This is a genomic window from Belnapia sp. AC561, from assembly GCF_979252845.1.
The window spans coordinates 190,250-215,841 of record NZ_CEEDBP010000006.1; the positions used below are offsets into that span (position 1 = coordinate 190,250).

Annotated in this window: 22 protein-coding genes; 13 read left to right on the forward strand and 9 right to left on the reverse strand. The window is 70.7% G+C overall.

The annotated features are described in order from the left end of the window. The first annotated feature begins 14 nt into the window (after positions 1-14). From AC0IW9_RS07520 to AC0IW9_RS07550, 7 genes are read left to right on the forward strand one after another with little or no spacing between them, the layout of a single operon-like run. Entirely contained in the window at positions 15-236 is a 222-nt protein-coding gene (locus AC0IW9_RS07520; RefSeq protein ID WP_471647600.1) for a hypothetical protein, read from the forward strand. Next, a complete protein-coding gene (locus AC0IW9_RS07525) occupies positions 233-1,636 on the forward strand; it encodes an amidase (RefSeq protein WP_471647601.1) in 1,404 nt (467 codons plus the stop codon). Before AC0IW9_RS07520 ends, AC0IW9_RS07525 begins: the two co-directional genes overlap by 4 nt. Further along, a complete protein-coding gene (locus AC0IW9_RS07530) occupies positions 1,633-3,258 on the forward strand; it encodes an amidase (RefSeq protein ID WP_471647602.1) in 1,626 nt (541 codons plus the stop codon). Before AC0IW9_RS07525 ends, AC0IW9_RS07530 begins: the two co-directional genes overlap by 4 nt. Before the next feature lie 5 nt (positions 3,259-3,263). Beyond that, on the forward strand, positions 3,264-4,880 hold the full coding sequence (locus tag AC0IW9_RS07535; protein WP_471647603.1) for an amidase: 1,617 nt from the start codon (positions 3,264-3,266) through the stop codon (positions 4,878-4,880). A 1-nt stretch (position 4,881) separates the two neighbouring features. Beyond that, entirely contained in the window at positions 4,882-5,649 is a 768-nt protein-coding gene (gene allE / locus AC0IW9_RS07540) for a (S)-ureidoglycine aminohydrolase (RefSeq protein WP_471647604.1), read from the forward strand. Positions 5,650-5,674: 25 nt separating this feature from the next. After that, positions 5,675-6,538 carry a fatty acid desaturase gene (locus tag AC0IW9_RS07545; protein WP_471647605.1) on the forward strand — a complete coding sequence of 288 codons (864 nt, stop codon included), beginning with the start codon at positions 5,675-5,677 and terminating at the stop codon, positions 6,536-6,538. Next, positions 6,535-7,539: an alpha/beta fold hydrolase gene (locus AC0IW9_RS07550; RefSeq protein ID WP_471647606.1), complete on the forward strand. Its 1,005-nt coding sequence runs from the start codon at positions 6,535-6,537 to the stop codon at positions 7,537-7,539. Before AC0IW9_RS07545 ends, AC0IW9_RS07550 begins: the two co-directional genes overlap by 4 nt. Here the strand turns inward: AC0IW9_RS07550 and AC0IW9_RS07555 are convergent. The 3 genes from AC0IW9_RS07555 to AC0IW9_RS07565 form a co-directional block, all read right to left on the reverse strand. Beyond that, positions 7,536-9,254, reverse strand: a complete 1,719-nt coding sequence (locus tag AC0IW9_RS07555) for an ABC transporter ATP-binding protein (protein ID WP_471647607.1) — start codon at positions 9,252-9,254, stop codon at positions 7,536-7,538. The two genes, AC0IW9_RS07550 and AC0IW9_RS07555, sit on opposite strands and share 4 nt — an antisense overlap. Before the next feature lie 72 nt (positions 9,255-9,326). Continuing rightward, complete coding sequence (locus AC0IW9_RS07560) at positions 9,327-11,192, reverse strand: PAS domain-containing protein (protein ID WP_471647608.1); 1,866 nt, start codon at positions 11,190-11,192, stop codon at positions 9,327-9,329. Between the two features lie 135 nt (positions 11,193-11,327). Further along, positions 11,328-11,687, reverse strand: a complete 360-nt coding sequence (locus AC0IW9_RS07565; RefSeq protein ID WP_471647609.1) for a response regulator — start codon at positions 11,685-11,687, stop codon at positions 11,328-11,330. Positions 11,688-11,999: 312 nt separating this feature from the next. Here AC0IW9_RS07565 and AC0IW9_RS07570 point away from each other — a divergent pair, with 312 nt between their 5' ends. The 3 genes from AC0IW9_RS07570 to AC0IW9_RS07580 are packed head-to-tail and all read left to right on the forward strand — an operon-like array spanning position 12,000 to position 14,850. Beyond that, positions 12,000-13,232: an NAD(P)/FAD-dependent oxidoreductase gene (locus tag AC0IW9_RS07570; protein WP_471647610.1), complete on the forward strand. Its 1,233-nt coding sequence runs from the start codon at positions 12,000-12,002 to the stop codon at positions 13,230-13,232. A gap of 16 nt (positions 13,233-13,248) precedes the next feature. Continuing rightward, on the forward strand, positions 13,249-13,569 hold the full coding sequence (locus AC0IW9_RS07575) for a 2Fe-2S iron-sulfur cluster-binding protein (protein WP_471647611.1): 321 nt from the start codon (positions 13,249-13,251) through the stop codon (positions 13,567-13,569). Between the two features lie 30 nt (positions 13,570-13,599). Next, entirely contained in the window at positions 13,600-14,850 is a 1,251-nt protein-coding gene (locus AC0IW9_RS07580; protein ID WP_471647612.1) for a cytochrome P450, read from the forward strand. Between the two features lies 1 nt (position 14,851). Here the strand turns inward: AC0IW9_RS07580 and AC0IW9_RS07585 are convergent, their stop codons facing one another. Together AC0IW9_RS07585 and AC0IW9_RS07590 are read right to left on the reverse strand one after the other, a co-directional pair. After that, positions 14,852-15,367: a DUF4142 domain-containing protein gene (locus AC0IW9_RS07585; RefSeq protein WP_471647613.1), complete on the reverse strand. Its 516-nt coding sequence runs from the start codon at positions 15,365-15,367 to the stop codon at positions 14,852-14,854. 89 nt (positions 15,368-15,456) lie between these two features. Further along, positions 15,457-17,157 (reverse strand): N-acyl-D-amino-acid deacylase family protein, encoded by a 1,701-nt coding sequence (locus AC0IW9_RS07590; protein WP_471647614.1) that lies wholly within the window; start codon positions 17,155-17,157, stop codon positions 15,457-15,459. 101 nt (positions 17,158-17,258) lie between these two features. On the opposite strand from AC0IW9_RS07590, the gene AC0IW9_RS07595 reads away from it, so the two are divergent. The 3 genes from AC0IW9_RS07595 to AC0IW9_RS07605 all read left to right on the forward strand — a co-directional run bounded on the left by AC0IW9_RS07595 (position 17,259) and on the right by AC0IW9_RS07605 (position 20,092). Next, positions 17,259-17,960: an alpha/beta fold hydrolase gene (locus AC0IW9_RS07595; RefSeq protein ID WP_471647615.1), complete on the forward strand. Its 702-nt coding sequence runs from the start codon at positions 17,259-17,261 to the stop codon at positions 17,958-17,960. A gap of 52 nt (positions 17,961-18,012) precedes the next feature. Then, positions 18,013-19,455: an NAD(P)-binding domain-containing protein gene (locus AC0IW9_RS07600; RefSeq protein WP_471647616.1), complete on the forward strand. Its 1,443-nt coding sequence runs from the start codon at positions 18,013-18,015 to the stop codon at positions 19,453-19,455. A gap of 118 nt (positions 19,456-19,573) precedes the next feature. Continuing rightward, complete coding sequence (locus AC0IW9_RS07605) at positions 19,574-20,092, forward strand: DUF421 domain-containing protein (protein WP_471647617.1); 519 nt, start codon at positions 19,574-19,576, stop codon at positions 20,090-20,092. A gap of 42 nt (positions 20,093-20,134) precedes the next feature. Here AC0IW9_RS07605 and AC0IW9_RS07610 read toward each other — a convergent pair whose 3' ends face one another. From AC0IW9_RS07610 to hslV, 4 genes are all read right to left on the reverse strand, one after another. Next, entirely contained in the window at positions 20,135-21,622 is a 1,488-nt protein-coding gene (locus tag AC0IW9_RS07610; RefSeq protein ID WP_471647618.1) for a Dyp-type peroxidase, read from the reverse strand. 219 nt (positions 21,623-21,841) lie between these two features. Further along, positions 21,842-23,593 carry an ABC transporter transmembrane domain-containing protein gene (locus AC0IW9_RS07615; protein ID WP_471647619.1) on the reverse strand — a complete coding sequence of 584 codons (1,752 nt, stop codon included), beginning with the start codon at positions 23,591-23,593 and terminating at the stop codon, positions 21,842-21,844. Next, complete coding sequence (gene hslU / locus AC0IW9_RS07620) at positions 23,594-24,913, reverse strand: ATP-dependent protease ATPase subunit HslU (protein WP_471647620.1); 1,320 nt, start codon at positions 24,911-24,913, stop codon at positions 23,594-23,596. Next, positions 24,913-25,476: an ATP-dependent protease subunit HslV gene (gene hslV / locus AC0IW9_RS07625; RefSeq protein ID WP_471647621.1), complete on the reverse strand. Its 564-nt coding sequence runs from the start codon at positions 25,474-25,476 to the stop codon at positions 24,913-24,915. The genes hslU and hslV overlap by 1 nt, the downstream gene beginning before the upstream one ends. Positions 25,477-25,592 lie beyond the last annotated feature (116 nt).

The window sequence follows — 25,592 nt, forward strand, 5'->3', positions numbered from 1 at the left end:
GGGAGGGACACGACATGCCGGACGAGATGGAGCTGGATTTCCAATCGGCGCTGCGCGTCGCCGGGATCAGCATCCCGGAGGATCGCTACGCCATCATGCTCGATGCCTATCACCAGTACCGCAAGCTGGTGGAGGTGCTGGACCAGCCGACGCCCTATGCGGACGAGCCGGCCGCGGCGCCGCACCTGGCCGCGAGCCCGGTGCGCTCCGCGCGCCCCGGGGGCGCGACTCGATGAGCGCGCCCCCGGTCCCAAGCCTCGCGGAAGCCTCCGCCGGCATCGCCAATGGCACGCTCTCGCCGGTCGCGCTCTGCGAGCAGGCCCTGGCGCGGATCGCCGCGCTGGAGCCGAAGCTCAATGCCTTCATCCTGCTGACCGCCGACCGGGCGCGCGCCGCCGCGGCGGCGGCCGAGGCGGAGATCAAGGAGAAGGGCCCGCGCGGGCCGCTGCACGGCATCCCCTATGCGCTGAAGGATATCTACGACGTCGCCGGCCTGCCGACGACGGCGCATTCGCGGGTGCTGATCGGGCGGAACACGCCGGTCGCCGACAGCGACGCGGCGGCACGGCTGGAAGCGGCGGGGATGGTGCTGCTCGGCAAGCTGGCGACGCATGAATTCGCCCGCGGCGGCGTGCGCGACGACGACCTGCCCTTCCCCCGCGCCAAGAATCCCTGGAACCCGTTGCATTTCGCCGGGGGGTCGTCTTCGGGTTCGGGGGCGGGCGTGTCGTCCGGCATGATGGCGCTGGCGATGGGCTCGGATACCGGCGGCTCGATCCGGCTGCCGGCGGCCTTCTCCGGCTGCGTCGGGCTGAAGCCGACCTATGGGCGGCTGAGCCGGCGGGGCGTGGTGCCGCTGTCCTTCGGGATGGACCATACCGGGCCGCTGACCCGCACGGTCGAGGATTGCGCCCTGGCGATGCAGGTACTGGCCGGGCATGACCCGGACGATCCCGGCTCGGCCCCGGTGCCGGCCGGCGACTACATGTCCGGGCTGCGGGACGGGGTGAAGGGCCTCCGCTTCGGCTATGCCCGGGACTACAACATCGAGGCGGGCGTGGATGCCGAGGCGCTGGCCGCCAATGACGCGGCGGTGGAGGTGCTGGCGAAGCTCGGCGCCGAGATCGTCGCGGTGGCGATGCCCTCGCTCAAGCGCTTCGAGGCGGCGGTCTGGACCATCATCCACGCGGAATCCTTCGCCATCCACCAGCAGGACCTGCGGCAGCGGCCGGAGGCCTATGGGCGGACGACGCGGGAGCGGATCATGCTCGGCGCCTTCGTCACCGGGCCGCAGTATGTCCAGGCGCAGCGGCTGCGCCACAGCCTGATGCGGGAGGTGGATGCGCTGTTCGGCGAGGTGGATGCGATCCTCTGCGCGCCGGCGCATGGGGCGGCGCCGCTGGCCGCCGAATCCGACGACGGGCCCTGGCGCCGGGCGCAGCCGATCACCGCGGCCTTCAACGTGACCGGCCACCCGGCGCTGTGCCTGCCCGCGGGCTTCGCGGCGAATGGGCTGCCGCTGTCCCTGCAGATCGTCGGCCGCAACTTCGACGAGGCGACGGTGCTGCGGATCGGCCAGGCCTATGAGCAGGCGACGGAGTGGCACACGAAGCGGCCGCCGGAGACCTACGCATGAGCGAGGAGCTCTGCTTCCTCGGCATTGCCGAGGCGGGCCGGCGGATCGCCGCCCGCACGCTGTCGCCCGTCGAGCTGACCGCGGCCTACCTTGCGCGGATCGAGGCGATGGACGGCGTCCTCCGCAGCTTCATCCGCGTCACGGCGGAGGAGGCGATGGCGGCAGCCAGGCGCGCCGAGGCGGAGATCATGGCCAGTGGGCCACGGTCCCCGCTGCATGGCGTGCCCTTCGCGCTGAAGGACATCTTTGCCAGCGAGGGCCTGCCGACGACGGGGCATTCGCAACGCTGCGTCGACAACATCGCCGGGGAGGATGCGGCGACCACCGCCAGCCTGAAGGCCGCCGGCGGGGTGCTGCTGGGCAAGTTGGCGACGCATGAATTCGCCACCGGCGGTCCCTCCTGGGACCTGCCCTTCCCGCCGGCGCGCAATCCCTGGGACCTCACGCGGTTTCCGGGCGGGTCGTCGTCCGGCTCGGGGGTCGCGGTCGCGGCGGGGCTGGTGCCGGGGGCGATGGGGTCGGACACCGGCGGCTCGATCCGGCTGCCGGCGGCCTTCTGCGGCACGGCGGGGCTGAAGCCGACCTATGGCCGCGTCAGCAAGCGTGGCGTGCTGCCGCTGAGCTACACGCTCGACAATGCCGGGCCGCTGGCCTGGACGGTCGAGGACTGTTCCCTGTTGCTGCAGGCCATCGCCGGCCACGACCCGCGCGATCCGGCCAGCGCCGATGTGCCGGTGCCGGATTACCGCGCTGGGCTACACGCCGGCATCAAGGGCATGAAGATCGGCCTGGTGCGGCACTGGTACGAGACGGACCGCCGCGCCAGCGACCCGGTGATCGCCGCCATGGAGGATGCCGTCGCGGTGCTGCGCGGCCTGGGCGCCGAGGTGCGGGAGGTGACCCTGCATCCGCTGGCCGCCTACCAGGCGACGATGCGCGTCACCGGCGCGGCCGAGAGCTTCGCCATCCATGCCGACTGGCTCCGCAGCCGGCCGCAGGATTACGGCGAGGTCTTCCGCTACCGCATCTTGCCCGGCGCGATGATCACCGGCCCCGAGTATGTCCAGGCCCAGCGCTTCCAGCGCGTGCTGGCCGATGAGATGCGGGCGGCGCTGCGCGACGTGGATGCGCTGCTGACCGCGACCACCTGGGGCGAGGCGCCGGTCATGGCGGAGATGCGGGCGGAGGCGAATTTCGCCGCGCCGCCGCTGACCAATCCGTGGAACGTGGCGCAATTGCCGTGCCTGTCGCTGTGCAACGGCTTCGGCCCCAATGGGCTGCCGCTGTCGCTGCAATTTGCGACGCGCCCCTTCGACGAGGCGACCCTGCTGCGGCTCGGCCAGGCCTATGAGGCGGCGACGCCCTGGCGCGGCCGGCGGCCAGTGGTGCCGGCCGCGGGACCGCTGGAATACCCGGTGAGCCAGGAGGCCCCGCCCCCGGCCGCCGCCTGGGGCGCGGAGGTCTCGGCGCTGGCGCGGCATGCCGCGCTGCGGCTGGATTCGCCGCAGTTCAACCAGATGGCGGAAGCCCTGCCGCACCTCGATGCGATGCTGGCGGCGCTGCCGCGCGACCTGCCCTTCGGGGCGGAGCCGGCCAATGCAACCCATCTGCGGGCGGAGTGACGGCGATGACGGATTGGACCATCGCCGAGGCCTCCCGCCGGATTGCCGCACGGGCGCTGTCGCCGGTCGAGCTGACGACCGAGCTGCTGGGCAAGGTCGAGGCTTTCGAGCCGCAGCTCAATGCCTTCATCCGGCCGACGCCGGAGCTGGCGATGCGGCAGGCGAAGGCGGCGGAGGCGGAGATCGCCGCCTCCGGCCCGCGCGGGCCGCTGCATGGCATTCCCTTCGGGCTGAAGGATATCTTCGGGACGAAGGGCATCCCGACCACCGGCCATTCCCGCAGCGCCGAGGACCATGTGCCCACCGAGGATGCGGTCACCGTCTCGAAGCTCTACGAGGCCGGCGGCGTGCTGATGGGCAAGCTGGCGACGCATGAATTCGCCCATGGCGGGCCGAGCTTCGACCTGCCCTGGCCGCCGGCGCGCAACCCGTGGAACACTGCGCATATCACCGGCGGGTCGTCCTCGGGCTCGGGCGCGGCGGTCGCGGCGGGGCTGGTGCTGGGGGCGATGGGCTCGGATACCGGTGGCTCGATCCGCAACCCGGCGGCGCTGTGCGGCATCTCCGGGTTGAAGCCGACCTATGGCTTGCTCTCGCGCCGCGGGGTCTGGACCAATTCCTTCAGCTACGACCATGCCGGGCCGATGGCCTGGACCGCCGAGGATTGTTCCCTGTTGCTCGATGCCCTGGCGGGGCATGACCCGGGCGATCCGGCCAGCGCGAACCGGCCGAAGGAATCGTACCACGCCGCCTTGACCGGCGACATCCGCGGCCTGCGGATCGGTGTGCTGCGGGAGCTGTACGAGACGGATGTGCCGGTGCCCGCTGTCGCCCGCGCGGCGATGGATGCGGCGCTTGCGGTACTGAAGGGTCTCGGCGCGGTGCTGGAGGATGTGCGCATCCGCCCGGCCGCCGACTACTACGCGGTGAAGGTGCTGACGGCGGAAGCCGAGCTCTATGCCGTGCACGAGAAGGGGCTGCGGGAGAACCCGGAGAAGTTCGGGGAGGATTTCCTGGGGCGCTCGCTCGCCGCCATCCTGATCCGCGCCGAGGACTACATGCAGGCGCAGCGGGAGCGCCGCGTCATGCTGGCGGAATTCGAGCCGCTCTATGCCAAGTACGATGCGCTGGTGACCGCGGCACCCGGCCCCGCCTCGCGGTTCGAGGCCTGGCGGACCATCCACTTCTGGCAGAAGGGCTCGCTGACCACGCCCTTCAACGTCAGCGGCGGCCCGGCGATGAGCCAGTGCATAGGCTTCACGCCGGAAGGGCTGCCCTTGTCCATGCAGGTGGCGGGCCGGCCCTTCGACGATGCGACCGTGCTGCGCCTGGCCCATGCCTATGAACGGGCGACGCCCTGGCGGGACCGGCGGCCGGCGCTGGTCGCGGGGGCGGTGGCGCCGCCCCTCCCCCCGGTGCCGGACCCGACCCCGGCCGACGTGACGCTTGCCGAGCGGGACGCGATCGCGCTGATCGCCCGGCGGGCGGGCCTCACCCTGAATGCCCGGCAGTTCGAACTGCTTTGCGCCGCCGCGCCCTATGTGGAACAGATGGCCGGCCGGCTGCGGAGGGAGCGCCGCTTCACCGAGGAGCCGGCGAGCGTCTTCACCTTCGGAGCCTGATATGCCCGCGCCTGTTCCTCCCGGTGTCATCGGCCACAACCGCAGCCTGGTCACGCGCAACTATGCCGTCCTGCCGCCGGACGGCATGTTCCCCAGCTTCGTGCCCTGGCTGCACAAGGCCTCCGTCTTCTACCAGACCACGCCGAAGATGGGCGCCAGCTTCGCGCAGGGCCGGCTGGAGGCGGCGCCGGGCGGCGGCACCACGGCGCCGCGGAACGACGGGCTGGAGCATTTCCTGTATGTGCTGGAAGGCACGCTGGAGGTCGCGGCCGACGATGCCAGCGCGGCGCTGGAGCCGGGCGGCTTCGCCTTCATCCCGGCGGGGTCCAGCTACAGCCTGCTGAATTCGGGCGCGGTGCTGGCCAAGGCGGTCTGGATCAGCCGGCCCTATGTCCCGGCCGAGGGCATCGATCCGCCCCGCGCCCGTTTCGGCACGCGGGAGGATACGCCGGTGACCCGCGTCGACGACAGCGGCCGCTGGCGGCAATACCTGCTGGGCAATCTCGACATGTCCATGGACTTCGAGATGAACATCATGGGCTTCGACCGCGGCACCCATTTCCACTGCGTCGAGACCCACATCATGGAGCATGGGCTGCTGATGCTGGAGGGCCAGGGGCTGCAGCTGCTAGACCGCGACTGGCACGAGCTCTGGACCGGCGACTTCGCCTGGATGGGCCCCTTCGTGCCGCAGCAGTTCTATTGCACCGGCTGGGGCGGCGCCGCCTACCTGCTCTACAAGGACGTCAACCGCGAGGTCACCTTCTGACATGCAGGCACCGGCTCCCTCGACCATGATGCATCTCGCCGGCCGGTCGGACCGGCGGGGTCTCGTGCAGCTCGTCCTCCATGTCGCGCTGCTGCTCGGCAGCGGGGCGCTGGTGGCGGTGGCCGAGGGGGTGTGGCTGATACCTGCCGTGGTGCTGCTGGGGCTGGTGCAGGCGGCGCTCTTCGCGCCCTTGCACGAGACGATGCACCAGACCGCCTTCGCCACCCGGCGGCTGAACGCGGTGGTGGGCTGGCTGGCCGGGCTGCCGTCCCTGTTCAACTGGCACTTCTACCAGCAGTTCCACCTGGCGCATCACCGCCATACCCAGGACCCGGCGAAGGATCCGGAGCTGCTGGCGGCGCCGATCCCGACGCGGTTCAAGGGCTATCTCGCGCGGATGCTGGGGGTGGGGTACTGGACCTCGCGTTTCCGCTTCATGCGGGATGCGCTGCGGGGCGACTTCTCCGGCTATTCCTATATCCATCCAGCGGCGGCGGCGCGGGTGGTGCGCTCCATGCGGGTGCAGCTCGCGGTGACGGTGGCGCTGCTGCTGCTGGTCGGCCTGGTCTTCGGCGGGCGGGCGCTGCTGCTGTTCTGGGTGCTGCCGCAGCTCGTCGGCCAGGCGGCGCTGCGGATGTACCTGTTCACCGAGCACACCGGCTGCTCGGAGGACCGCAACGGGCTGACCAATACCCGCACCATGCTGACCACGCGGGCGATGCGGCTGCTGATGTGGAACATGCCCTACCACGCCGAGCATCACCTCTATCCCTTCATCCCCTTCCACCGGCTGGGGGAGGCGCATGCGGTGCTGCGCGAGCGGCTGGCGCATGTGCATCCGGGCTATGCCCGTTGGCACGCGGACCATCTGAAAGGCATGCGGGCATGACCAACGAGGGCATCTTCGAACTCGGCGACCTGCCGCTGCACAAGGGCGGCGTGCTGCCGGGGGCCAAGCTGGTCTGGAAGACGCATGGCACGCTGAATGCCGCGCGGGACAACGTGGTGCTGTACCCCACTAGCTACGGCGCGCAGCACCCGGACCTCGAATGGCTGATCGGGCCGGAGGGGGTGCTGGACCCGGGGCGCTGGTTCATCGTCATCCCCAACATGTTCAGCAACGGGCTCTCGACCTCGCCCTCCAACTGCGCGGACTGGCCGGCGCTGGTGACCGCCTGGGACAATGTCCGGGCGCAGCGGCGGCTGCTGGCGGAGGTCTTCGGGGTGGAGAGGCTGCATGCCGTCTATGGCTGGTCCATGGGGGCGCAGCAGGCCTATCACTGGGCCGCGGCCTTCCCCGAGGCGGTGCAGCGCATCGTCGTCAATTGCGGCAGCGCGCGGACCGCGGTGCACAACCGGATCTTCCTGCAGAGCCAGATGGCGGTGCTGGAGGCGGCGCCGGAATACGACGGGCGCGGGCAGTTCTCGGCCCAGCCGGTGGCCGCATTGCGGGCCTTCGGCCGGGTCTATGCGAGCTGGGCGCTGAGCCAGGATTTCTACCGGGCGAACCTGCACCTGACGGCGCTCGGCGCGCCGGACCTGGAGACCTTCCTGCGGACGGATTGGGAGGAGCGCTTCGGCCGGCGGCCGGCAGCCGACCTGCTCGGGCAGCTTCGCACCTGGGATGCGGGGGATATCAGCGCCGACGCGCGCTACGGCGGCGACTTGGCCAAGGCGCTCGGGGCGATCCGGGCCCGGGTGCTGCTGCTGCCCTCGGCGACCGACCTCTATTTCCGGGTGGCGGACAACGAGGCGGAACTGCCCTTCCTGAAGGATGCGCAATTGCTGCCCATCCCCAGCATCTGGGGCCATCGCGCCGGCAATCCGCAGCCGAACCCGCCGGATGCCGCCTTCATCAAGGCGGCGGTGCGGGAACTGCTGGAGAGCTAGACGCCCACCGCCTGCGCCGCATGCAGCCGCTGGTAGGCCCCGCCCGCGGCCACCAGCTCCCGGTGCGAGCCCTGCTCGACGATCCCCTCCTCCGTCACCACCAGGATGCGGTCAGCGTTGCGGATGGTGCCGAGCCGATGGGCGATGACCAGCGTGGTCCGCCCGGCGGCCAGTTCCGCCAGCGCCTGCTGGATGGCGCCCTCGGTGACGGTGTCGAGCGCCGAGGTGGCCTCGTCCAGGATCAGGATCGGCGGGTTCTTCAGGAAGATGCGGGCGATGGCCAGCCGCTGCTTCTGCCCGCCGGAGAGCTTCACGCCGCGCTCACCGATCAGCGTATCGAGGCCCTGCGGCAGGTCGGCGATCACCGCATCCAGCCGGGCGCGCCGGGCGGCGGCCAGGATCTCGGCCTCGGTCGCGCCGAGCCTGCCATAGGCGATGTTGGCGCGGAGCGTCCCGGCGAAGAGGAAGACATCCTGCTGCACGATGCCGATCTGGCCGCGCAGGCTGTCGAGGGTCATGTCGCGGATGTCGATGCCGTCGATGGTGATGCGCCCGGCCTCGACCTCGTAGAAGCGCGGCAGCAGGGAGCAGATGGTGGTCTTGCCGGCGCCGGAGGGGCCGACCAGCGCGATGGTGCGCCCGGCCTCGATGCTGAGGTCGAGGTCGCGCAGCACCGGCCTTCCCGGCGTGTAGCCGAAGGTCACGCCCTCGAAGCGGACCTCGCCGCGCAGCGCGGTGACGGCGCGGGCGCCGGGGCGGTCCACGATATCGGGCTCGGTCGCCAGCAGGTCGAGGTAGCTGCGGAAGCCGGCGATGCCGCGGGGATAGGTCTCGATCACCGCGCCGATCTTGTCGAGCGGCCGGTAGAAGACGCCGACCAGCAGCAGGAAGGCGACGAAATCGCCGATGGACAGCGTGCCGCCGACGATCATGATGCTGCCGGCCAGCATCACCACCACCTGCACCAGCCGCATGCCGAGGTAGTTCAAGGTCTGGCTGACCGCCATCAGGCGATAGGCATCGAGCTTGGTGCGCTGGTAGCGGGCATTGTCCTCGGCGAACAATCCGCGCTCATGCGCCTCGTTGGCGAAGGCCTTGACCACGCGGATGCCGCCGACGGCCTCCTCGATGCGGGCGTTGAAGGCGCCGACCCGGCCGAATTGCGCCTGCCAGTTCTGCGTCATCCGGCCGCCGTAATGCGCCACCACCCAGCCGACGGCGGGCACCACCAGCAGCGTCAGCAGGGCGAGGCCGGGGCTGACCAGCAGCATCAGGGCGAAGGCGCCGAGGAAGGTCAGCAGCGCGATCAGCAGGTCCTCCGGCCCGTGGTGGGCGACCTCGCCGATGTCCTCCAGGTTCTTCGTCACCCGGCCGACCAGGTGGCCGGTCTTCTGGTTGTCGTAGAAGCGGAAGGACAGCTTCAGCAGGTGGTCGAAGGCGCGGCGGCGCAGCTCGGTCTCGATGGCGATGCCGAGCACATGGCCCCAGTAGGTGACGATGGCCATCAGCCCGGCATTGGCGAGGTAGACGAACAGCAGCCCGGCGACGGCGATGCCGATGAGCTGCATGTCCTGCTGCGGCAGCAGGCGGTCGATGAAGACCCGCACCGCCATGGGGAAGCCGAGCTCGAGCATGCCCGACAGCGCGGCGCAGCCGAAGTCGAGCAGCAGCAGCCGCTTGTGCGGGCGGTAGAAGGCGAGGAATTGCTTCAGCATGGGGCGGGGCGGCTTCCGGGATGCGCGGCGGCATCCCGGTTCTGGCAGGAATCGGGCCCCGCCGCCAAAGCCCTAATGCGCCAGCCGGGCCAGCGGCACTTCCAGCCGCAGGGTCAGTCCCTCGGGCGCCCAGTCATGCATGATGCTGCCGCCAAGCTGGGTGATGGCGCCGCGTTCGGCCAGGATGGTGCCGAAGCCCCGCCGCGTCGGCACGCCGGCGATCTCGGGGCCGCCCCGCTCGCGCCAGACCAGGGCGAAGCGGTCGCCCTTCAGGCTGCCGTCGATGGCGACCGAGCCCTCGCTGGAGGAGAGCGCGCCGTATTTGGCGGCATTGGTCGCCAGCTCATGCAGGATGAGCGCGAGCGAGGTCGCGGCCTTGACCCCGATCGGCACGTCGTCCCCCTCCAGCACCAGCCGCCCGGCCTCCGCCGCGCCATAGGGTGCCAGCAGGGCTTCGAGCAGGCCGCGGAGCGAGGTCTCCGTGGTGGCGCGACGGCTCTCGGGACTATGCGGGCGGACGTATTCATGGGCGGAGGCCAGCGCCATCAGCCGCCGCCGCAGCACGCCGGCGAAGTCGCGCACCTCGCCCGAGCCACCCATGGCGGAAAGCGAGACCATGCCGCCCACCACGGTGAAGATGTTCTTGATCCGGTGCGACAACTCCTGCGCCAGCAGCTCCTGGCCTTCCTCGGCCCGCTTGCGCTCGGTGATGTCGACCACCACGCCCGGGAAGCGCAGCGGCCGGCCCTCGGCATCGTGCTCGCAGCGGCCGCGGGCGATCACCCAGCGCAGGCTGCCGTCGGCCTGGGGCAGGCGATACTCGGCCTCGAAGGGCCCGCCCTTCAGGCCGAGGTCGATGGCCACCTCGACCTTTGCCCTGTCATCGGGGTGAATGGCCGGCAGCAGGGTCGAGATCGGCACGCCGGCGGCGAGCAGCGCCGGATCCACCGAGAACAGCCGGGCATAGCCGGCATCCGCGGTGATCCGGTCCGAAGGCACGTCCCAGACGAAGGTGCCGACCATCTCGGCGGCGCTGAGGGCGAGGCGCAGGCGTTCCTCGCTGAGGCGCAGCTTGTCCTCGGTCGCCTTGATGTCCTCGATATCGGTGCAGGTGCCGAACCAGCGCTCGATCTTGCCATCCGCATCGCGGATCGGCATGGCGCGACCCAGGGTCCAGCGGTAGACGCCATCGGCGCGGCGCAGCCGGTACTCGATCTCATAGGGCTCGCCGGTGGCGAGGGACTGGCGCCAGCGGTCCCAGGCGCGGTCCTGGTCGGCGGGGTGGAAGACGCCGTTCCAGCCCTCCCCGTCGGTGGTGCCCTCGGGGACGCCGGTGAACTCGTACCAGCGCGCGTTGTAGTAGTCGTGGAAGCCATCCGGCAGCGTGGACCAGACCATCTGCGGCATGGCATCGGCCAGCTCGCGGAAGCGGCGCTCGCTGGCGTCCTTGGCCGTCAGGGCGCGGCGCAGCTCGAGCTGGGTCATCACCTGCTTGGCGAGGACCTGGAGGGCGAATTGCTGCTGCGGCGTCAGCCCCTCCGGCCGCGGCACACGGTCCAGCACGCAGAGGGTGCCGAGCGGCAGGCCATTCGGGGTCTCGAGCGGGGCGCCGGCATAGAAGCGCAGCCCCGGCCCGCCGGTGACCAGGGGATTCTGGGCGAAACGCGGGTCGAGCATGGTATCCGGCACCACGAAGAGCCCGGATTGCAGGATGGCATGGCCGCAGATGGAGATATCGCGCGCCGTGCCGCGCACGCCGAGGCCGATCTCCGCCTTGAAGAATTGCCGTTCCTCGGCGACCAGGCTGACCACGGCGACGGGGGTTCCGCAGATCTGGGCGGCGAGTTGCACCACGTCGTCGAAGGCGCGCTCGGCCGGGGTATCGAGGATGGCATAGCCATCGAGGGCGGCGAGCCGCCGCATCTCGTCCCAGGGCAAGGGGGCACAGCTCAGCGGGGTGGCGGGCAGGTTGGGGGCGCAGGCTTGCAGAAGCGACGCGACTTCGGGAGCGGCCGCAAGGTTATCGCTGGCGGAGGATTCAGGCGGCAAAGTTCAGGTCTCGCATTCCAATCCTCAGCGCGACAACCGCAATCGCAACATGCGTTCGATATCGCCGGGGTCGTAGGGCTTGGGCAGGAAAGGGGCACTGCGCAACGGCGGCGGCACATCCTCGGGGCGGGAGCCGGAGACGAAGGCGAAGGGCGTGCCCCTCTCGTGCAACAGTTCCGCAACCTCAAAGGTTTTGCCATCTAGCACGTCAATATCGAGAAAGGCTGCATCAAAAGCCAGTGCAGCCAGCACCTGGCGGGCTTCGGACACCGAGGAGGCCACGGCCACCTGGGCCTGTCCCTCTGCCGCGCCGAGGACGATCCCCTCAAGGTCGAGGGCGACCATGGGGTCATCTTCAACGATCAGTATGCGACGCGTGTCCATGATGGGTCCCGATTTGCCCCGTGCAACCCGAGGGCTTCTGGCGCCCTAAACGCATCGCAACGAGAGGGACGCAGCAGATGACGGTCATGTGACCGGAATTCCTCACTCAGACCGGCAGCGTGGTCCGGCGGGTTTCGCGCAGGGATTGCGCCGCCGCCAGGGCAAGCCGAATCAGCCGAACCCCGGCGGCACCGGCGCGGAGGAAGCCCGCGGCCCCGAGGGCGGCCAGGTCGCTGGCGGCGAAGGGCCGCTTTGCTTGACGCCGCCGGCGGGCTTGTGTGGGATGCTGCGCCAAAGGGAGGCCTCGCACAGGTGATATCGGCCGAGCCAGGGATCGTCATCATCGGTGCCGGCCATGCGGGCGGCTCCGCCGCCGCCTTCCTGCGGCAATACGGCTGGAAGGGCGCGATCACCCTGCTGGGCGAGGAACCCGGCCTGCCCTACCAGCGGCCGCCGCTGTCGAAGGCCTGGCTGAAGGGGGAGGCGACGGCCGAGAGCCTGCTGCTGCGCCCGGCCCGCTTCTATGCCCAGTACACCATCGAGACCCGGCTCGGCACCGTGGTCGCCGGCATCGACCGGGCGGCGCAGCAGGTGCGCCTCGCCGATGGCACCGCCCTGCCCTATGCGCGGCTGATCCTGGCGACGGGCGCATCGCCGCGCCGGTTGGGGCTGCCGGGGGAGGATCTCGGCAATGTCCTGGCGCTGCGCAGCGCCGCGGATGCGGATGCGCTGGCCCGGGTGCTCGGGCCCGGCCGCCGGCTGGCGATCATCGGCGGTGGCTACATCGGGCTGGAGGTCGCCGCCTCGGCCCGGGCGCTGGGCGGCGCGGCGGTGGTGGTCGAGCGCGAGGCGCGGGTGCTGGCGCGGGTGGCGGGGCTGGCGCTGTCGGAGTTCCTGGCCGCCTATCACCGGGCGCAGGGGGTCGAGATCCTGACCGAAACCGGCGTCGATGCCATCGAGGGGCGCGACGGGCTGGCCACCGGCCTGCGGCTGCGCGACGGCCGGCTTCTGGAGTGCGACGCGGTGCTGGTCGGCGTCGGCGCGGTGCCGAACGAGGCGCTGGCACTGGCGGCCGGGCTCGATGCCGGCGGCGGGATCACGGTGGACCTCGCGGCGCGGACCGACGACCCGCTGATCTATGCCATCGGCGACTGCACCCGCCGGCCGCTGCCGCTGTACGGGCGGGAGGTGCGGCTGGAAAGCGTGCCGAACGCGATCGAGCAGGCGAAGCAGGCCGCGGCCGATATCTGCGGCCGGCCGCCGCCGCTGCCGGAGGTGCCGTGGTTCTGGTCCGACCAGTACGACCTGCGGCTGCAGATGGCCGGCCTCGCCTTCGACCCCGCCGAGGCGGTGGTGCGCGGCGACCCCGCGGCTGGCAGCTTCACCGTCTTCCACCTGGATGCGGCGGCGCGGGTGCTGGCGGTGGAGGCGGTGAATGCGCCGGCGGATTTCATGGCCGGGCGCAGCCTGGTGACGAAGCAGATGCAGGTGGCCCCGGCGGTGCTGCGCGACCTGTCGCAGTCGCTGAAGGATGTCGCCGCGTGAGGATGGGAGGGATGCGATGCCGCGGGTGACCTATGTCGAGCACAACGGCCGGGAACACACGATCGAGCTGGAGACCGGCACCTCCGTCATGCAGGGGGCGATCGAGAACATGATCCCCGGCATCGACGGCGACTGCGGCGGCGAATGCGCCTGCGCCACCTGCCATGTCTTCGTGCCGGAAGATTGGCGGGCGTTGACCGGCACGCCGGGGGAGCAGGAGGCAAGCATGCTGGGCTTCGCCGCGACGGCGCAGCCGAATTCGCGGCTCGCCTGCCAGATCGCGATGTCGGAGGCCCTCGACGGCCTCGTCGTGCATATGCCGGAGGCCCAGCACTGAGCAGCGCTTACCCATAGGGAGGAGAAGGCCATGAATGCCCCCGTCGATATGGACCATGCCCGCATCGCCGCCACCACGCCGCTGGACCGGCTGGATCCCAGCAACCCCGCGATCTTCCGGGACGATGCCTGGCAGCCCTATTTCGCCCGGCTGCGGGCGGAGGCGCCGGTGCACTACTGCGCCGAGAGCATGTTCGGCCCCTATTGGTCGGTGACGACCTACAAGGACATCATGCACTGCGAGCTGGCGCACAAGGTGCTGTCCAGCGACAGCCTGCATGGCGGCATCTCCATCCGCGACCGCGACAAGGCGCTGCGGCTGCCGATGTTCATCGCCATGGACCCGCCGCAGCACGACGACCAGCGCAAGGTGGTGCAGCCCATCGTCGCGCCGGACAACCTGGCGAAGATGGAAGCCATCATCCGGACCCGGGCGATCGAGATCCTCGAGGGCCTGCCACGCAACGAGACCTTCAACTGGGTGGACCGGGTCTCGATCGAGCTGACGGTCTCCATGCTGGCGACGCTGTTCGACTTCCCGCAGGCGGACCGGCGGAAGCTGTCGCACTGGTCGGATTGCGCCACGGCGCTGCCGATGCCGGGCGGGCTGATCGAGAACGAGCAGCAGCGGGAGGCGGCCTTCGCCGAGATGCTGGGCGCCTTCACCAAGCTCTGGAACGAGCGGGTGAACGCGGCACCGCAGCCGGACCTGATCTCGATGCTGGCGCATGGTGCGGCGACGCGGAACATGACGCCGCGCGAGTTCATGGGCAACCTCGTGTTGCTGATCGTCGGCGGCAACGACACCACGCGGAATTCGATCAGCGGCGGCGTGCTCTTCCTCAACGAGAATCCGGAGGAATACGCCAAGCTGCGCGCCAATCCGGCGCTGATCGGAAGCATGGTGCCGGAGATCATCCGCTACCAGACGCCGCTGGCGCATATGCGGCGCACCGCGACGGCGGATTTCGAGGTCGGCGGCAAGACCATCCGCGCCGGCGAGAAGGTGGTGATGTGGTACATCTCGGGCAACCGCGACCCGGCGGCGATCGAGGAGCCGGACCGCTTCATCATCGACCGCAAGCGGCCGCGCCAGCACCTGTCCTTCGGCTTCGGCATCCATCGCTGCGTCGGCAACCGCCTGGCCGAGATGCAGCTCACCATCCTGTGGGAGGAGATCCTGAAGCGCTTCCCCACCATCGAGGTGGTGGGGAAGCCGCAACGGGTCTTCTCAGCCTTCGTCCATGGGATCAGCGACCTGCCGGTGCGGATCCCCGGCTAGCTCAGCCGGCCAGGGTGCGCTGCAGCTCCTTCAGCATCACCAGGTGCTGCTGGATATTGGCGCGGGCTAGCACGGCGATGTGCTGGCCATCCGGCGTGCGGGCGGGGTTGTCGAGATAGCCCTGCTGGATCGCCAGCAGCTTCTCATGCCCCAGCAGCTGCGCCTGGACATAGGCGCCGTCGAAGGCGGCGCCGGTGAGGCCCTGCAGGTTCTTCAGCACCGCGGCATGCTCGGCATCCAGCGGCACGTCGGGCGGGTTGGCGGCATTGGTCAGCACCTGGGCGATGGCGGCCTGCTCGGCGACCTCGAAGCCGGCGAAAAGCTTCACGTTGCGGTTCTGGGCGCGCTCCTGCGCCAGCTCGCTGGTCTGCTTGGACAGGCTGCCCGCCATCAGGGTCATTGCGGCATGTTCGGTGGGGGAGAGGCGCTGGACGGCCTGCGCCCGCACCAGTTGCGGCGTCAGGCTGGCGGTGGCGGCGGTGGCAAGGCCCAGCAGGGCAAGGCGACGATGCAGCATGAAGGGGTTCCGTTTCCCGAGGAGGTAGTCCCTCGGGAAACGGGCGGACTTCGCCGCGGTTCAGTCGGCAGGCCGACCGAACCAAGGATTCACACCTGGGCGCCGCGCACGAGACGACCCGGCAGTGCACCGGTCGGCTTGCCCTCCCGCGTCACCACCTCGCCGGCGACGATGGTGGCGACGTAGCCGTCGGCCTCCTGGATCAGCCGCTTGCCGCCGGCCGGCAGGTCGTAGCGCATCTCCGGCACCCGGATCTGCAGGCGTTCGTAGTCGATGATGTTGAGGTCGGCCTTCTTGCCCGCGGCGATCAGCCCGCGGTCGGCCAGGCCCAGCGCCAGCGCGTTGTCCCGCGTCAGCCGCTTGACCGCGTATTCCAGCGGCAGCTTCGCGCCGCGGGTGCGGTCGCGGGTCCAGTAGGAGAGCATGTGGGTGGTCGAGGAGCTGTCGCAGATGATGCCGACATGGGCGCCGCCGTCGCCCAGGCCGAGCAGGGTCTGCGGATGCACCACCATCTCCCGCACCGCCTCCAGGTCGTGGTCGGCGTAGTTGATGATCGGGCGGTTCAGGATGGCCTTGCCGCCCTTCTCCATCATCCACTCCCAGCAGAGCGCGGCCGGGTCGCGGCCGGTCGCCGCGGCGATGGCGCCGACGCTGGTCTCGGCCGGCGGCTCGTAGTCCGGCGGGTCGCCGAGCTTGAAGATCATGGACCAGGTGTTCATCCGGGCCCGCAGCGCCGGGTCGGGGACATCCTCGGCGAGAATCCGCTCCTTGAAGCCGGGGGCGCTGATCGCCGCCATCTTCTCGGCGAAGGGCAGGTGCGCCACTTCCTGCCAGGCGGGGCGGGCGACGAAGGGATGCTGGGACAGCTCGAAGCCGAACATCAGCCCGACCGGGCGGCCCATCACCTGCCCGGTCATCGGGATGCCGGCGGCATTCGCCGCCTCCACCTTCTCCAGCAGGAAGCGCCAGAGCCAGGGGCGGCTTTCCCGCTGCAGCAGGGAGAAGGTCATCGGCTTGCCGGAGGCGGCGGCGATGCGCTGCAGGCGGGCGAATTCGTCCTCCGGCTCGTCAAAGTCGGAGATCACCTGCAGCCAGCTCGCCCCGGCCTCGCCCACCGCGCGGCCAATGGTCTCGAGCTCGATCTCCGGCGTGCCGAGGGTCGGGGTATGGGTGCCGTCGAGGGTCTTGTGGGCGATGGCCCGCGACGTGGAGAAGCCGAGCGCGCCGGCGCGGATGCCCTCGGCGGCGAGGCGGGCCATTTCCTCGCATTCGGCGGGCGTCGCCTCGGCATAGGCGGCGGCGCGGTCGCCCATGACATGGACGCGCAGCGGGGCATGGGTGACCTGGGTGGCGATGTCCATGTCGTAGTTGCGGGCGCCCAGCACGTCGAGGAATTGGGGGAAGCTCTCCCAGTTCCAGGGCAGGCCCTCGGTCAGCACCACTTCCGGCAGGTCCTCGACGCCTTCCATCAGCTTGACCAGCGCGTCGCGGGCGCCGGGGCGGCAGGGGGCGAAGCCGACGCCGCAATTGCCGATCAGCACGGTGGTGACGCCGTTGAGCGAGGAGCTGTCGAGGTGGCTGCTCCAGGTCGCCTGGGCGTCGTAATGGGTATGGATATCGACGAAGCCGGGGGTGACGATCATGCCCTTGGCATCGATCTCCTCCGCGCCGCGGGCCGTCACCACCCCGACCTGGGTGATCTTCCCGTCCTCGATGGCGATATCGGCCTGGAAGGGCTTGCCGCCGCTGCCGTCGACGATGGTGCCGTTGCGGATCACGAGGCTGGGCATCGGTGCGTTTCCCTGATGGCGTTGGCGGCAGGGTTGGTCGACCGACCGCCCCTGTCAACCTTTCTGGACCCGGTCCATGATGCCGGAAAAGGGAGGAAGCCATGGCCACGATCCTGCTGATCCACGGCGCCTATCAGGGCGGCTGGATCTGGACCCGCGTCGCCGCCCGGCTGCGCGCGGCGGGGCATCTCGTGCTGGCCCCCAGCCTCGATGGCTGCGGGGAGCGGGCGCATCTGGTCCGGCCGGGGATCACCACCGAAAGCCAGGCGGCGGAACTGGCCGGGCTGCTCTTCCATGAGGACCTGGGTGAGGTGGTGGTGGCCGGGACCTCCACCGGCGGGATGGTGATGGCGCGGCTGGCCGAGCTGGCGCCCGAGCGCATCGCCCGGGAGGTCTTCGCCGATGCGCTGGCGTTGCGCGACGGGGAGGCGCTGCCGGATATCGTCGACCGGCCGACCGCGGTGAATACCGCGCTGACCAGCGGGCCGTCGAAGGCGGATGCGGAGGGGCGGCTGTTTGCCGACCTCGACCCCGAACTGCGGGCCTGGACCCTGGCGCGGATCACCCAGCAGCCGATCGCCACCATGGTGGCGCCCATCAGCCTGCCGCACTTCTGGTCCGCGCCGCGCTGGCGGGAGCCGGGCCGCGCCGCGGTGATCTGGTGCCGCCGCAGCCAGAACCCGCCGCTGGCGCATCAGCAGCGCGCCCGGGACACGCTGGGGGCAAGCTGGCATGAGCTGGATACCGGCCACTACCCGATGCTGACCGCCGATGCGGAACTGGCGGCGATCATCCCGGGCTGATCGTTGCGGCCCACCGGCTTGGGCTTATGTTGCGCTGCATCAGGAGAGCCCGATGCCCGCACCGCGCAGCCTTGCCGAGTTGGAACTGGACGTGGCCCGCGACCTGGAGCTTGTCGCGCATCCGCGGGCACCCTGGCTGGTCGCCAAGACCTGCGGCGGGGCGCCGGTGCTGGACTGCCTGATCATCGGCGGCGGGCAATGCGGCCTGGCCGTCGCGCATGCGCTGAAGCGGGACAAGGTCGACAACATCCTGGTGGTGGACCGCGCCCCCTTCGGCCGCGAGGGCCCCTGGGTGACCTATGCCCGCATGCGGACGCTGCGGAGCTGGAAGACCCAGATCGGTCCCGACCTGAAGCAGCCCTCCCTCACCTACCAGGCCTGGCACGAGGCGCAATTCGGCGCGGCGCATTTCGAGGCGATGACCTGGATCCCGAAGGAGAACTGGCAGGACTACCTGCTGTGGTTCCGCCGCGTCACCGGCATACCGGTGCGGAACGGCGTCGCGGCCGGGGCGATCAGCCCGGCGCGGACCGACGACGACCTGCCCTGCCTGCGGATCGAGACCTCCGCGGGACCGATGCTGGCCCGCAAGGTGGTGATCGCCACGGGGCAGGAGGGCGTCGGCGCCTGGTGGATGCCGGAGTATGTCGCGGCGCTGCCATCGGCGGTGCGCGCCCATGCCTCGGAGGAGATCGACTTCGCCGCGCTGCGGGGCAAGGTCGTGGCGGTGCTGGGCGCCGGGGCCTCGGCCTTCGACAATGCGGCGACGGCGCTGGAGGCGGGGGCGGCGGAGGTCCAGCTCTTCTGCCGCCGGGCGGCGCCGATGATCATCCAGCCCTATCGCTGGCTGACCTTCGCCGGCTTCCTGCGGCACATGGGGGAGATGCCGGACGCGTGGCGCTGGCGCTTCATGGCCTATGTGCTCGGCCTGCGGGAGGGCTTCCCGCAGGATACCTACAGCCGGGTGCTGGCCTTCCCGAACTTCACCATGCATGTCGGCCGGCCCTGGACCGGGGCGCGGATGGACGGCGGCCGGCCGGTGGTGGAGACGGCGCGGGGGGATTTCGCGGCGGATTACCTGATCTGCGGCACCGGGGCGCGGATGGACCCGGGCGCGGTGCCGGAGCTGGCGCATTGCGCCGGCAATGTCGCGCAGTGGCGGGACCGCTACGCACCGCCGCCCGGCGAGACGGCGCCCGAGATCACCGAGCGGCTGGGCTGCTTCCCCTATCTCGCCCCCGACAGCAGCTTCCTCGAGAAGCGGCCGGGCGAGACGCCCTGGATCCGCGACCTCCACCTCTTCGGGATCGGCACCAGCCTGTCCTTCGGGCCGGCCGGCAGCTCGATCAATGCGATGAGCATCGCCGCGCCGCGGGTGGCGGCGGGGGTGACGCGGGGGTTGTTCGAGGCCGACATGCCGCGGCTCTACGCCGATCTGCTCGCCTATGACGTGCCGCAGGTGACGCTGGATGCCGCCCGGATCGCGGCGGACTAGACGCCGGCCCGGTCCCGCATGGGCCGGGATCGATCCTGCCCGCCGCCGCGTTGGCAGCCGACCGGGGCGCCATGGACTTGGCCTTGCACCCGGCGGATGCGGCAGCAAGGGCCCCCTGATGTTCTTCGATAGTTGGTTCGGCCTGCTCCGGGTGCTGGTCGTCGGCACCCTCGCCTATGTCGCCCTGGTCGTGCTGCTGCGCGTCTCGGGCAAGCGCACGCTGGCGAAGCTGAATGCCTTCGACCTCATCGTCACCGTGGCGCTGGGCTCGACCCTGGCCACGGTGCTGCTCAGCAAGTCGGTGGCCCTGGTCGAGGGGCTGGCCGCCTTCGTCCTGCTCTCCGGCCTGCAATACCTGGTCGCCTGGCTTTCCGTCCGCTCCCCGCGCTTCAGCGACCTGGTGAAGTCGGAGCCGACGCTGCTGCTCCATCGCAGCAGCTTCCTCGATGGCGCGATGCGGGCCCAGCGGGTAACCCGGGCGGAGGTCATCGCCGCCCTGCGGAGTTCCGGCATCGCCGAGCCGGGGCAGGCCGCGGCGGTGGTGCTGGAGACGGACGGCAGCCTCAGCGTCATCCCGGATTCGGGCAAGGCTGGGCCCATCGGCACGCTGGAAGGCACTGCCGGCGAAGGTCGGTAGAGCGCGGGACCGCCACAGCCGATCCCGCGCCCGGGCCGGCCGCTACAGCCCGACCTGCCGCAGGAAGGAGCGCGAGGGGGCGAAGAAGTACTCGCCGCCCCGTAGCCGCACGAAGTCGGCGAAGGAGAAGGCGACCTCCTGCGACCCCGGCGTGCAGCCATCCTGCCAGAGTTGCTGCTTCGCCGCCGCATCGGTGCCCTGGCCGATGACGGGGTCGATGCCGGTCGGCTTCTCGCCCGGCGCCAAGCCGCGGAGGAACTTCGGGTTGTTCGCCCAGCTCGCCTGGGTGAACTCGAACTGCCCCGCGATATCCGCCATGTAGGCCATGAACAGCAGGCCCACGTCGCCTTCCGGCTCATGCCCCTCGTCCTCGAAGTCGCGGTCGACGTCGCCGAAGGGGATGCCGCGCCGGGCCATGATGTGGCTGCGCTCGGCGGGAAAGCCGGGCGGCAGCTTGGGCTGGGATTCGCCGCGCGGGTTGGTCTTGCGGATATGGCCCTGGAAGGGGCACCGCAGCCCCTGCGCATCGTTCGCGTAACTGAAGTTGTTCGGCGGCGGCGCCTGGGTGGCATCGCAGTGCAGGGTCAGCGGCGTGCCATCCTCGAAGCGGCCGACCACCATGGCGCCGGCCCGCTCCGCATCCTCGCCGGTCAGGCCGAGCGCCTTGGCCAGATCCTTCTCCCGCTGCTTGAAGCCGCGCACCTTCTGCTCGAGCTTGCGGAAGACGAAGTAGCTGCCGGCGGCCATGGGATGCTGCCGGGCATTGGGATCCGGCAGGATGAACTGGGAGGGCGGGAAGCCCGGATCGAAGCCGGCATCGGGCGGGACCGGCGGCGGCTCATGCGCATAGGACGCCTTCTCCTTCGCCAGATCCTCGGCGAGGAACAGCGGCTGGCTGCGGCCGTCGACATAGCCGAAATGCTCGACGCCCTCCGGCGCGGCGCCGGGCTTGAAGGTGCGGAACTGGGCCCGCCCGCGCTCCACGCCCAGCACCCGCGCCCCGGTGCCGTTCAGCCAGCCCTGCGCGGCCTCGAGGTCGCGGGTGACGGCATCGAAGCTGCTGTCGGCGAGCAGCAGCATCGCATCGGGCGGCGGGTTGCCGGGGCGCCAGGCCCCCTCCCCCCACTGGCTCGGGGCCGGGTCGGCCAGCGCCGGTCCGCTCGCGCGCATCCCCGCCTGGAAGGCAGGGTCGGCCGGCATCGTCGCCAGCTTGCCCAGTGCCCGGTAGGCACCGGCGCCGAGCAGCAGGCAGCGGACCGGGCCGCCGTCGAACAGCGGCCCGGCGCTGCTGCGCGCGGTGCGCAGCTGGTGCAGCGCGGAGGTGACATAGCCGGAGAGGTTGCGCAGCAGGTGCGCGACATCCGCCCCGGCCATGCCGGCGACGCTGATGAAGATATTGCCGGTGAAATGCCGGCCATGGCCCTTGAGGATATTGGCCTGCAGGTCATCGAGGAAGGCGCGCAGGTCGGCGTCCCTGCACTCCTCGGTCCAGGCGATGGGCTTCTGCAGCAATGTCTTGAGATCGGTCATCGATGCCTCCCGTCATGCAGCCCCCGGGATTGTCGGCAGGGGATCGGCGGCGGGACTGTCGCGATGGCAGCTACGGAATGTATACGAATTATTCCGGCTACACCCAGGCGTGAGTTTTTCGTGGCCCAGGCAGCGGGGAATGACGCAACGGCGCCCGGGCGATGACGCGAAACGCCGGGCCGCGGGATGAGTCTCGTCCAGCGTAAGGGCGTGCCGGCCTCAGGCCACCGCACCGAATTGCAGCGCCGCCAGCCGCCCGTACAGCCCGCCTTCCCTGACCAGCGCCTCATGCGTCCCGGTGGCGACGATCCGCCCGGCTTCCAGCACGATGATCCGGTCCGCCCGCCGGACCGTCGCCAGCCGGTGCGCGACCACCAGGGTGGTGCGGTCCTTCGCCAGCACCGTCAGCGCATGCTGCACCGCCTGCTCGGATTCCGCGTCCAGCGCGCTCGTCGCCTCATCGAGCAGCAGCACCGCCGGGTCGCGCAGGATGGCCCGCGCGATGGCGACGCGTTGCCGCTGGCCGCCCGACAGCATCACCCCCTTGGTGCCGAGATGCGTATCCAGCCCCTGCGGCAGCGCCCCGAGGAAATCGGCGGCGGCGGCGCGGACGGCGGCGTCGATCTCGGCATCGGTCGCGTCCGGCCGGCCGAAGCGGATGTTCTCCCGCGCGGTGGCGCTGAAGATGACGGGGTCCTGCGGCACCAGGCCCAGCCGTGTCCGCAGCGCGCTCGGGTCCACCTGGGCGATGTCGATGCCGTCCAGCCGCACCCGGCCCGCCTGCGGGTCGTAGAAGCGCATCAGCAACTGCAGCACGGTGGTCTTGCCGGCGCCGGAGGGGCCGACCAGCGCCACCGTTTCACCCGGCTCCACCACCAGGGAGAAGCCATCGAGCGCCGGGTGGTCCGGCCGGGTCGGGTAGCGGAAGGTGACCTCCTCGAAGGCGATGCGGCCGCGGGTCGGGCTGGGCAGCGGCAGGGGTGCGGCGGGGGCGGCGATGCCGGGGCGCTGGGCCAGCAATTCCAGCAGCCGCTCGGCCGCGCCGGCGGCGCGCTGCACCTCGCCCCAGACCTCGGACAGGCTGGCGCCGGAGGTCGCCAGCATGACGGCGTAGAGCACGAAGGCCGAGAGCTCACCGCCGGTCATCCGCCCCTCGATCACGTCCCGCCCGCCGACCCAGAGGCTGAAGGTGACGGCACCGAAGCCGAGCAGGATGACCGCCAGGATCAGTAGCGCCCGCGTGCCGATGCGGCGCAGCGCGGCGGCGACCGAGCTTTCGACCTGGACGCTGTAGCGGGCGCGGTCCACCGCCTCATGGGTGAAGGCCTGCACGGCGCGGAGGCCGTTGATCGTTTCCTCCGCGGTGTCGCTGAGGTCGGCGATGCGTTCCTGCGCGGTGCGCGACAGCCGCTTCTCCCGCCGGCCGAAGGCGATCATCGGCACCACCACCATGGGCACCACCACGGCGATGATGCCGGCCAGCTTCGGGCTGGTGAACAGCAGCATGGCGAAGGCGCCGCCGCCGGTGAGGATGTTGCGCAGCCCCATGGAGATGGCGGAGCCGGTCAGCGACTGCAGCAGCGCGATATCGGCGGTGAGGCGGGAGAGGATGTCGCCGGTGCGCGTCGTCTCGTAATAGGCCGGCGAGAGGGTCAGCAGGTGGTCGAAGACGTTGCGCCGGAGGTCGGCGGCGACCCGCTCCCCCAGCCAGGCCATCAGGAAGAAGCGGCCGCAGGTGGCAGCCGCCAGCGCCGCGACCAGCCCGAACATCACCAGCGCGGTGCGGTCCAGCGCCGCGGCGCTGCCGCCGCCGAAACCCTCGTCGACCAGGTGCCGCACGCCCTGGCCGAGGCCGAGCACGAGACCGGAGGCCGCGACCAGCGCCACCCCGGCCAGCACCACCCGCCCGATGTAGGGCTTGAGGTAGGGCAGCAGCAGGCCGAGCGAGGCGACCTTCTGGCGAGCCGCCACCTAGAGGATGTAGCGGCTGAGGTCGGTGCTGCTGGCCAGCGGCGCCACCTTTTCCTGGACGTAGCCCGCATCGACCGCGACGCTTTCGCCGCCGCGGTCGGAGGCGGTGAAGGAGATCTCCTCCAGCAGCCGCTCCAGCACCGTCGCCAGCCGCCGCGCGCCGATGTTCTCGACCTTGGCGTTGATGTCGGTCGCCAAGTCGGCGATCGCATCCACCGCATCGGCGGTGATGTCGAGCGTCAGCCCCTCGGTCCCCAGCAGCGCGGTATACTGCTTGATGAGGGAATGCTCCGGTTCGGTCAGGATGCGGCGCATGTCGTCGCGGGTCAGCGCGGTCAGCTCGACCCGGATCGGCAGCCGGCCCTGCAGCTCGGGCAGCAGGTCCGAGGGCTTCGAGAGGTGGAAGGCGCCGGAGGCGATGAAGAGGATGTGGTCGGTCTTCACCGGCCCATGCTTGGTCGTGACCGTGGTGCCCTCGATCAGCGGCAGCAGGTCGCGCTGCACGCCTTCGCGGGAGACGTCGCCGCCCTTGGCGCCGCTGTCGGTGCTGCGGGCAACCTTGTCGATCTCGTCGAGGAAGACGATCCCGTTGTTCTCGGCATTGGCGATGGCGGCGCGGGTCAGCGCCTCCTGGTCCACCAGCTTGTCGGCCTCGTCCTTCAGCAGGACGGTGCGGGCCTCGGCGATGATCATCTTGCGCGGCTTGGTGCGGCCGCCGAACATCTTGCCGAGCATGTCCTGCATGCCCTGCATCTGCATGCCCTGGGCGCCCGGCATGTCCATCATGCCGAGCGGCATGCCGCCGCCGGTATCGGTCACCTGGACCTCGACCTCGCGGGCCTCGAGCTGGCCCTCGCGCAGCATGCGGCGGAACTTGAGGCGCGTCTCGCCGGAGGCGCCCTCGCCCACCAGCGCGGTCACCAGCCGCTCCTCGGCGGCCAGCTCGGCCTTGGCCTCGACGCCCTTGCGGCTGGCCTCCCGGGTCTGGGTGATGGAGACCTCGATCAGGTCGCGGATGATGCTGTCCACGTCGCGGCCGACGTAGCCGACCTCGGTGAACTTGGTCGCCTCCACCTTGAGGAAGGGCGCGTTCGCCAGCTTGGCCAGGCGGCGGGCGATCTCGGTCTTGCCGCAGCCGGTCGGGCCGATCATCAGGATGTTCTTCGGCACCACCTCCTCGCGGATGCCCTCCGGCAGCTGCTGGCGGCGCCAGCGGTTGCGCAGCGCGATGGCGACGGCGCGCTTGGCGTCGTTTTGGCCGATGATGTAGCGGTCGAGCTCGGAGACGATCTCGCGCGGGGAAAGGTTGACGGTGTCCATCACGCGGCCTCCAGGGTTTCGACGATGATGTTGCCGTTGGTATAGACGCAGATGTCACCGGCGATCTTCATGGCGCGGCGGACGATGTCCTCGGCGGTCAGGCCTTCGACGGGCAGCAGGGCGCGGGCGGCGGCGAGGGCGAAATTGCCGCCCGAGCCGATTCCGATGACCGCATCCTCCGGCTCCAGCACGTCGCCCTGGCCGGTCAGCAGCAGGCTGCGCTTGCCGTCGGCGACCGAGAGCAGGGCCTCCAGCCGGCGCAGGTAGCGGTCCGAGCGCCAGTCCTTGGCGAGCTCGACGCAGGCCCGCTCGAGCTGGTCGGGGAAGCGTTCCAGCTTCGCCTCCAGCCGTTCCAGCAGGGTGAAGGCATCGGCGGTCGCGCCGGCGAAGCCGGCCAGCACCCGGCCATTGGCGATGCGGCGGACCTTGCGGGCATTGCCCTTGACCACGGTCTGGCCCAGCGAGACCTGGCCATCGCCCGCCATGGCGACCAGGCCGCCCTTGCGGACCGAGAGGATGGTGGTGCCGTGCCAGCCCAGGGGATCGTGCGGTTCGGTGTTCATTCGCCCGATGTGGCGCTTTCCCCGGGCGGCGGCAACACCCCTGGCCGTATGGCTAGTCGGCACGGCCGGGGCTGCCGGCCGGAGTCGCCGCGGCGGGCGAACCGGCAAGCCCGGGA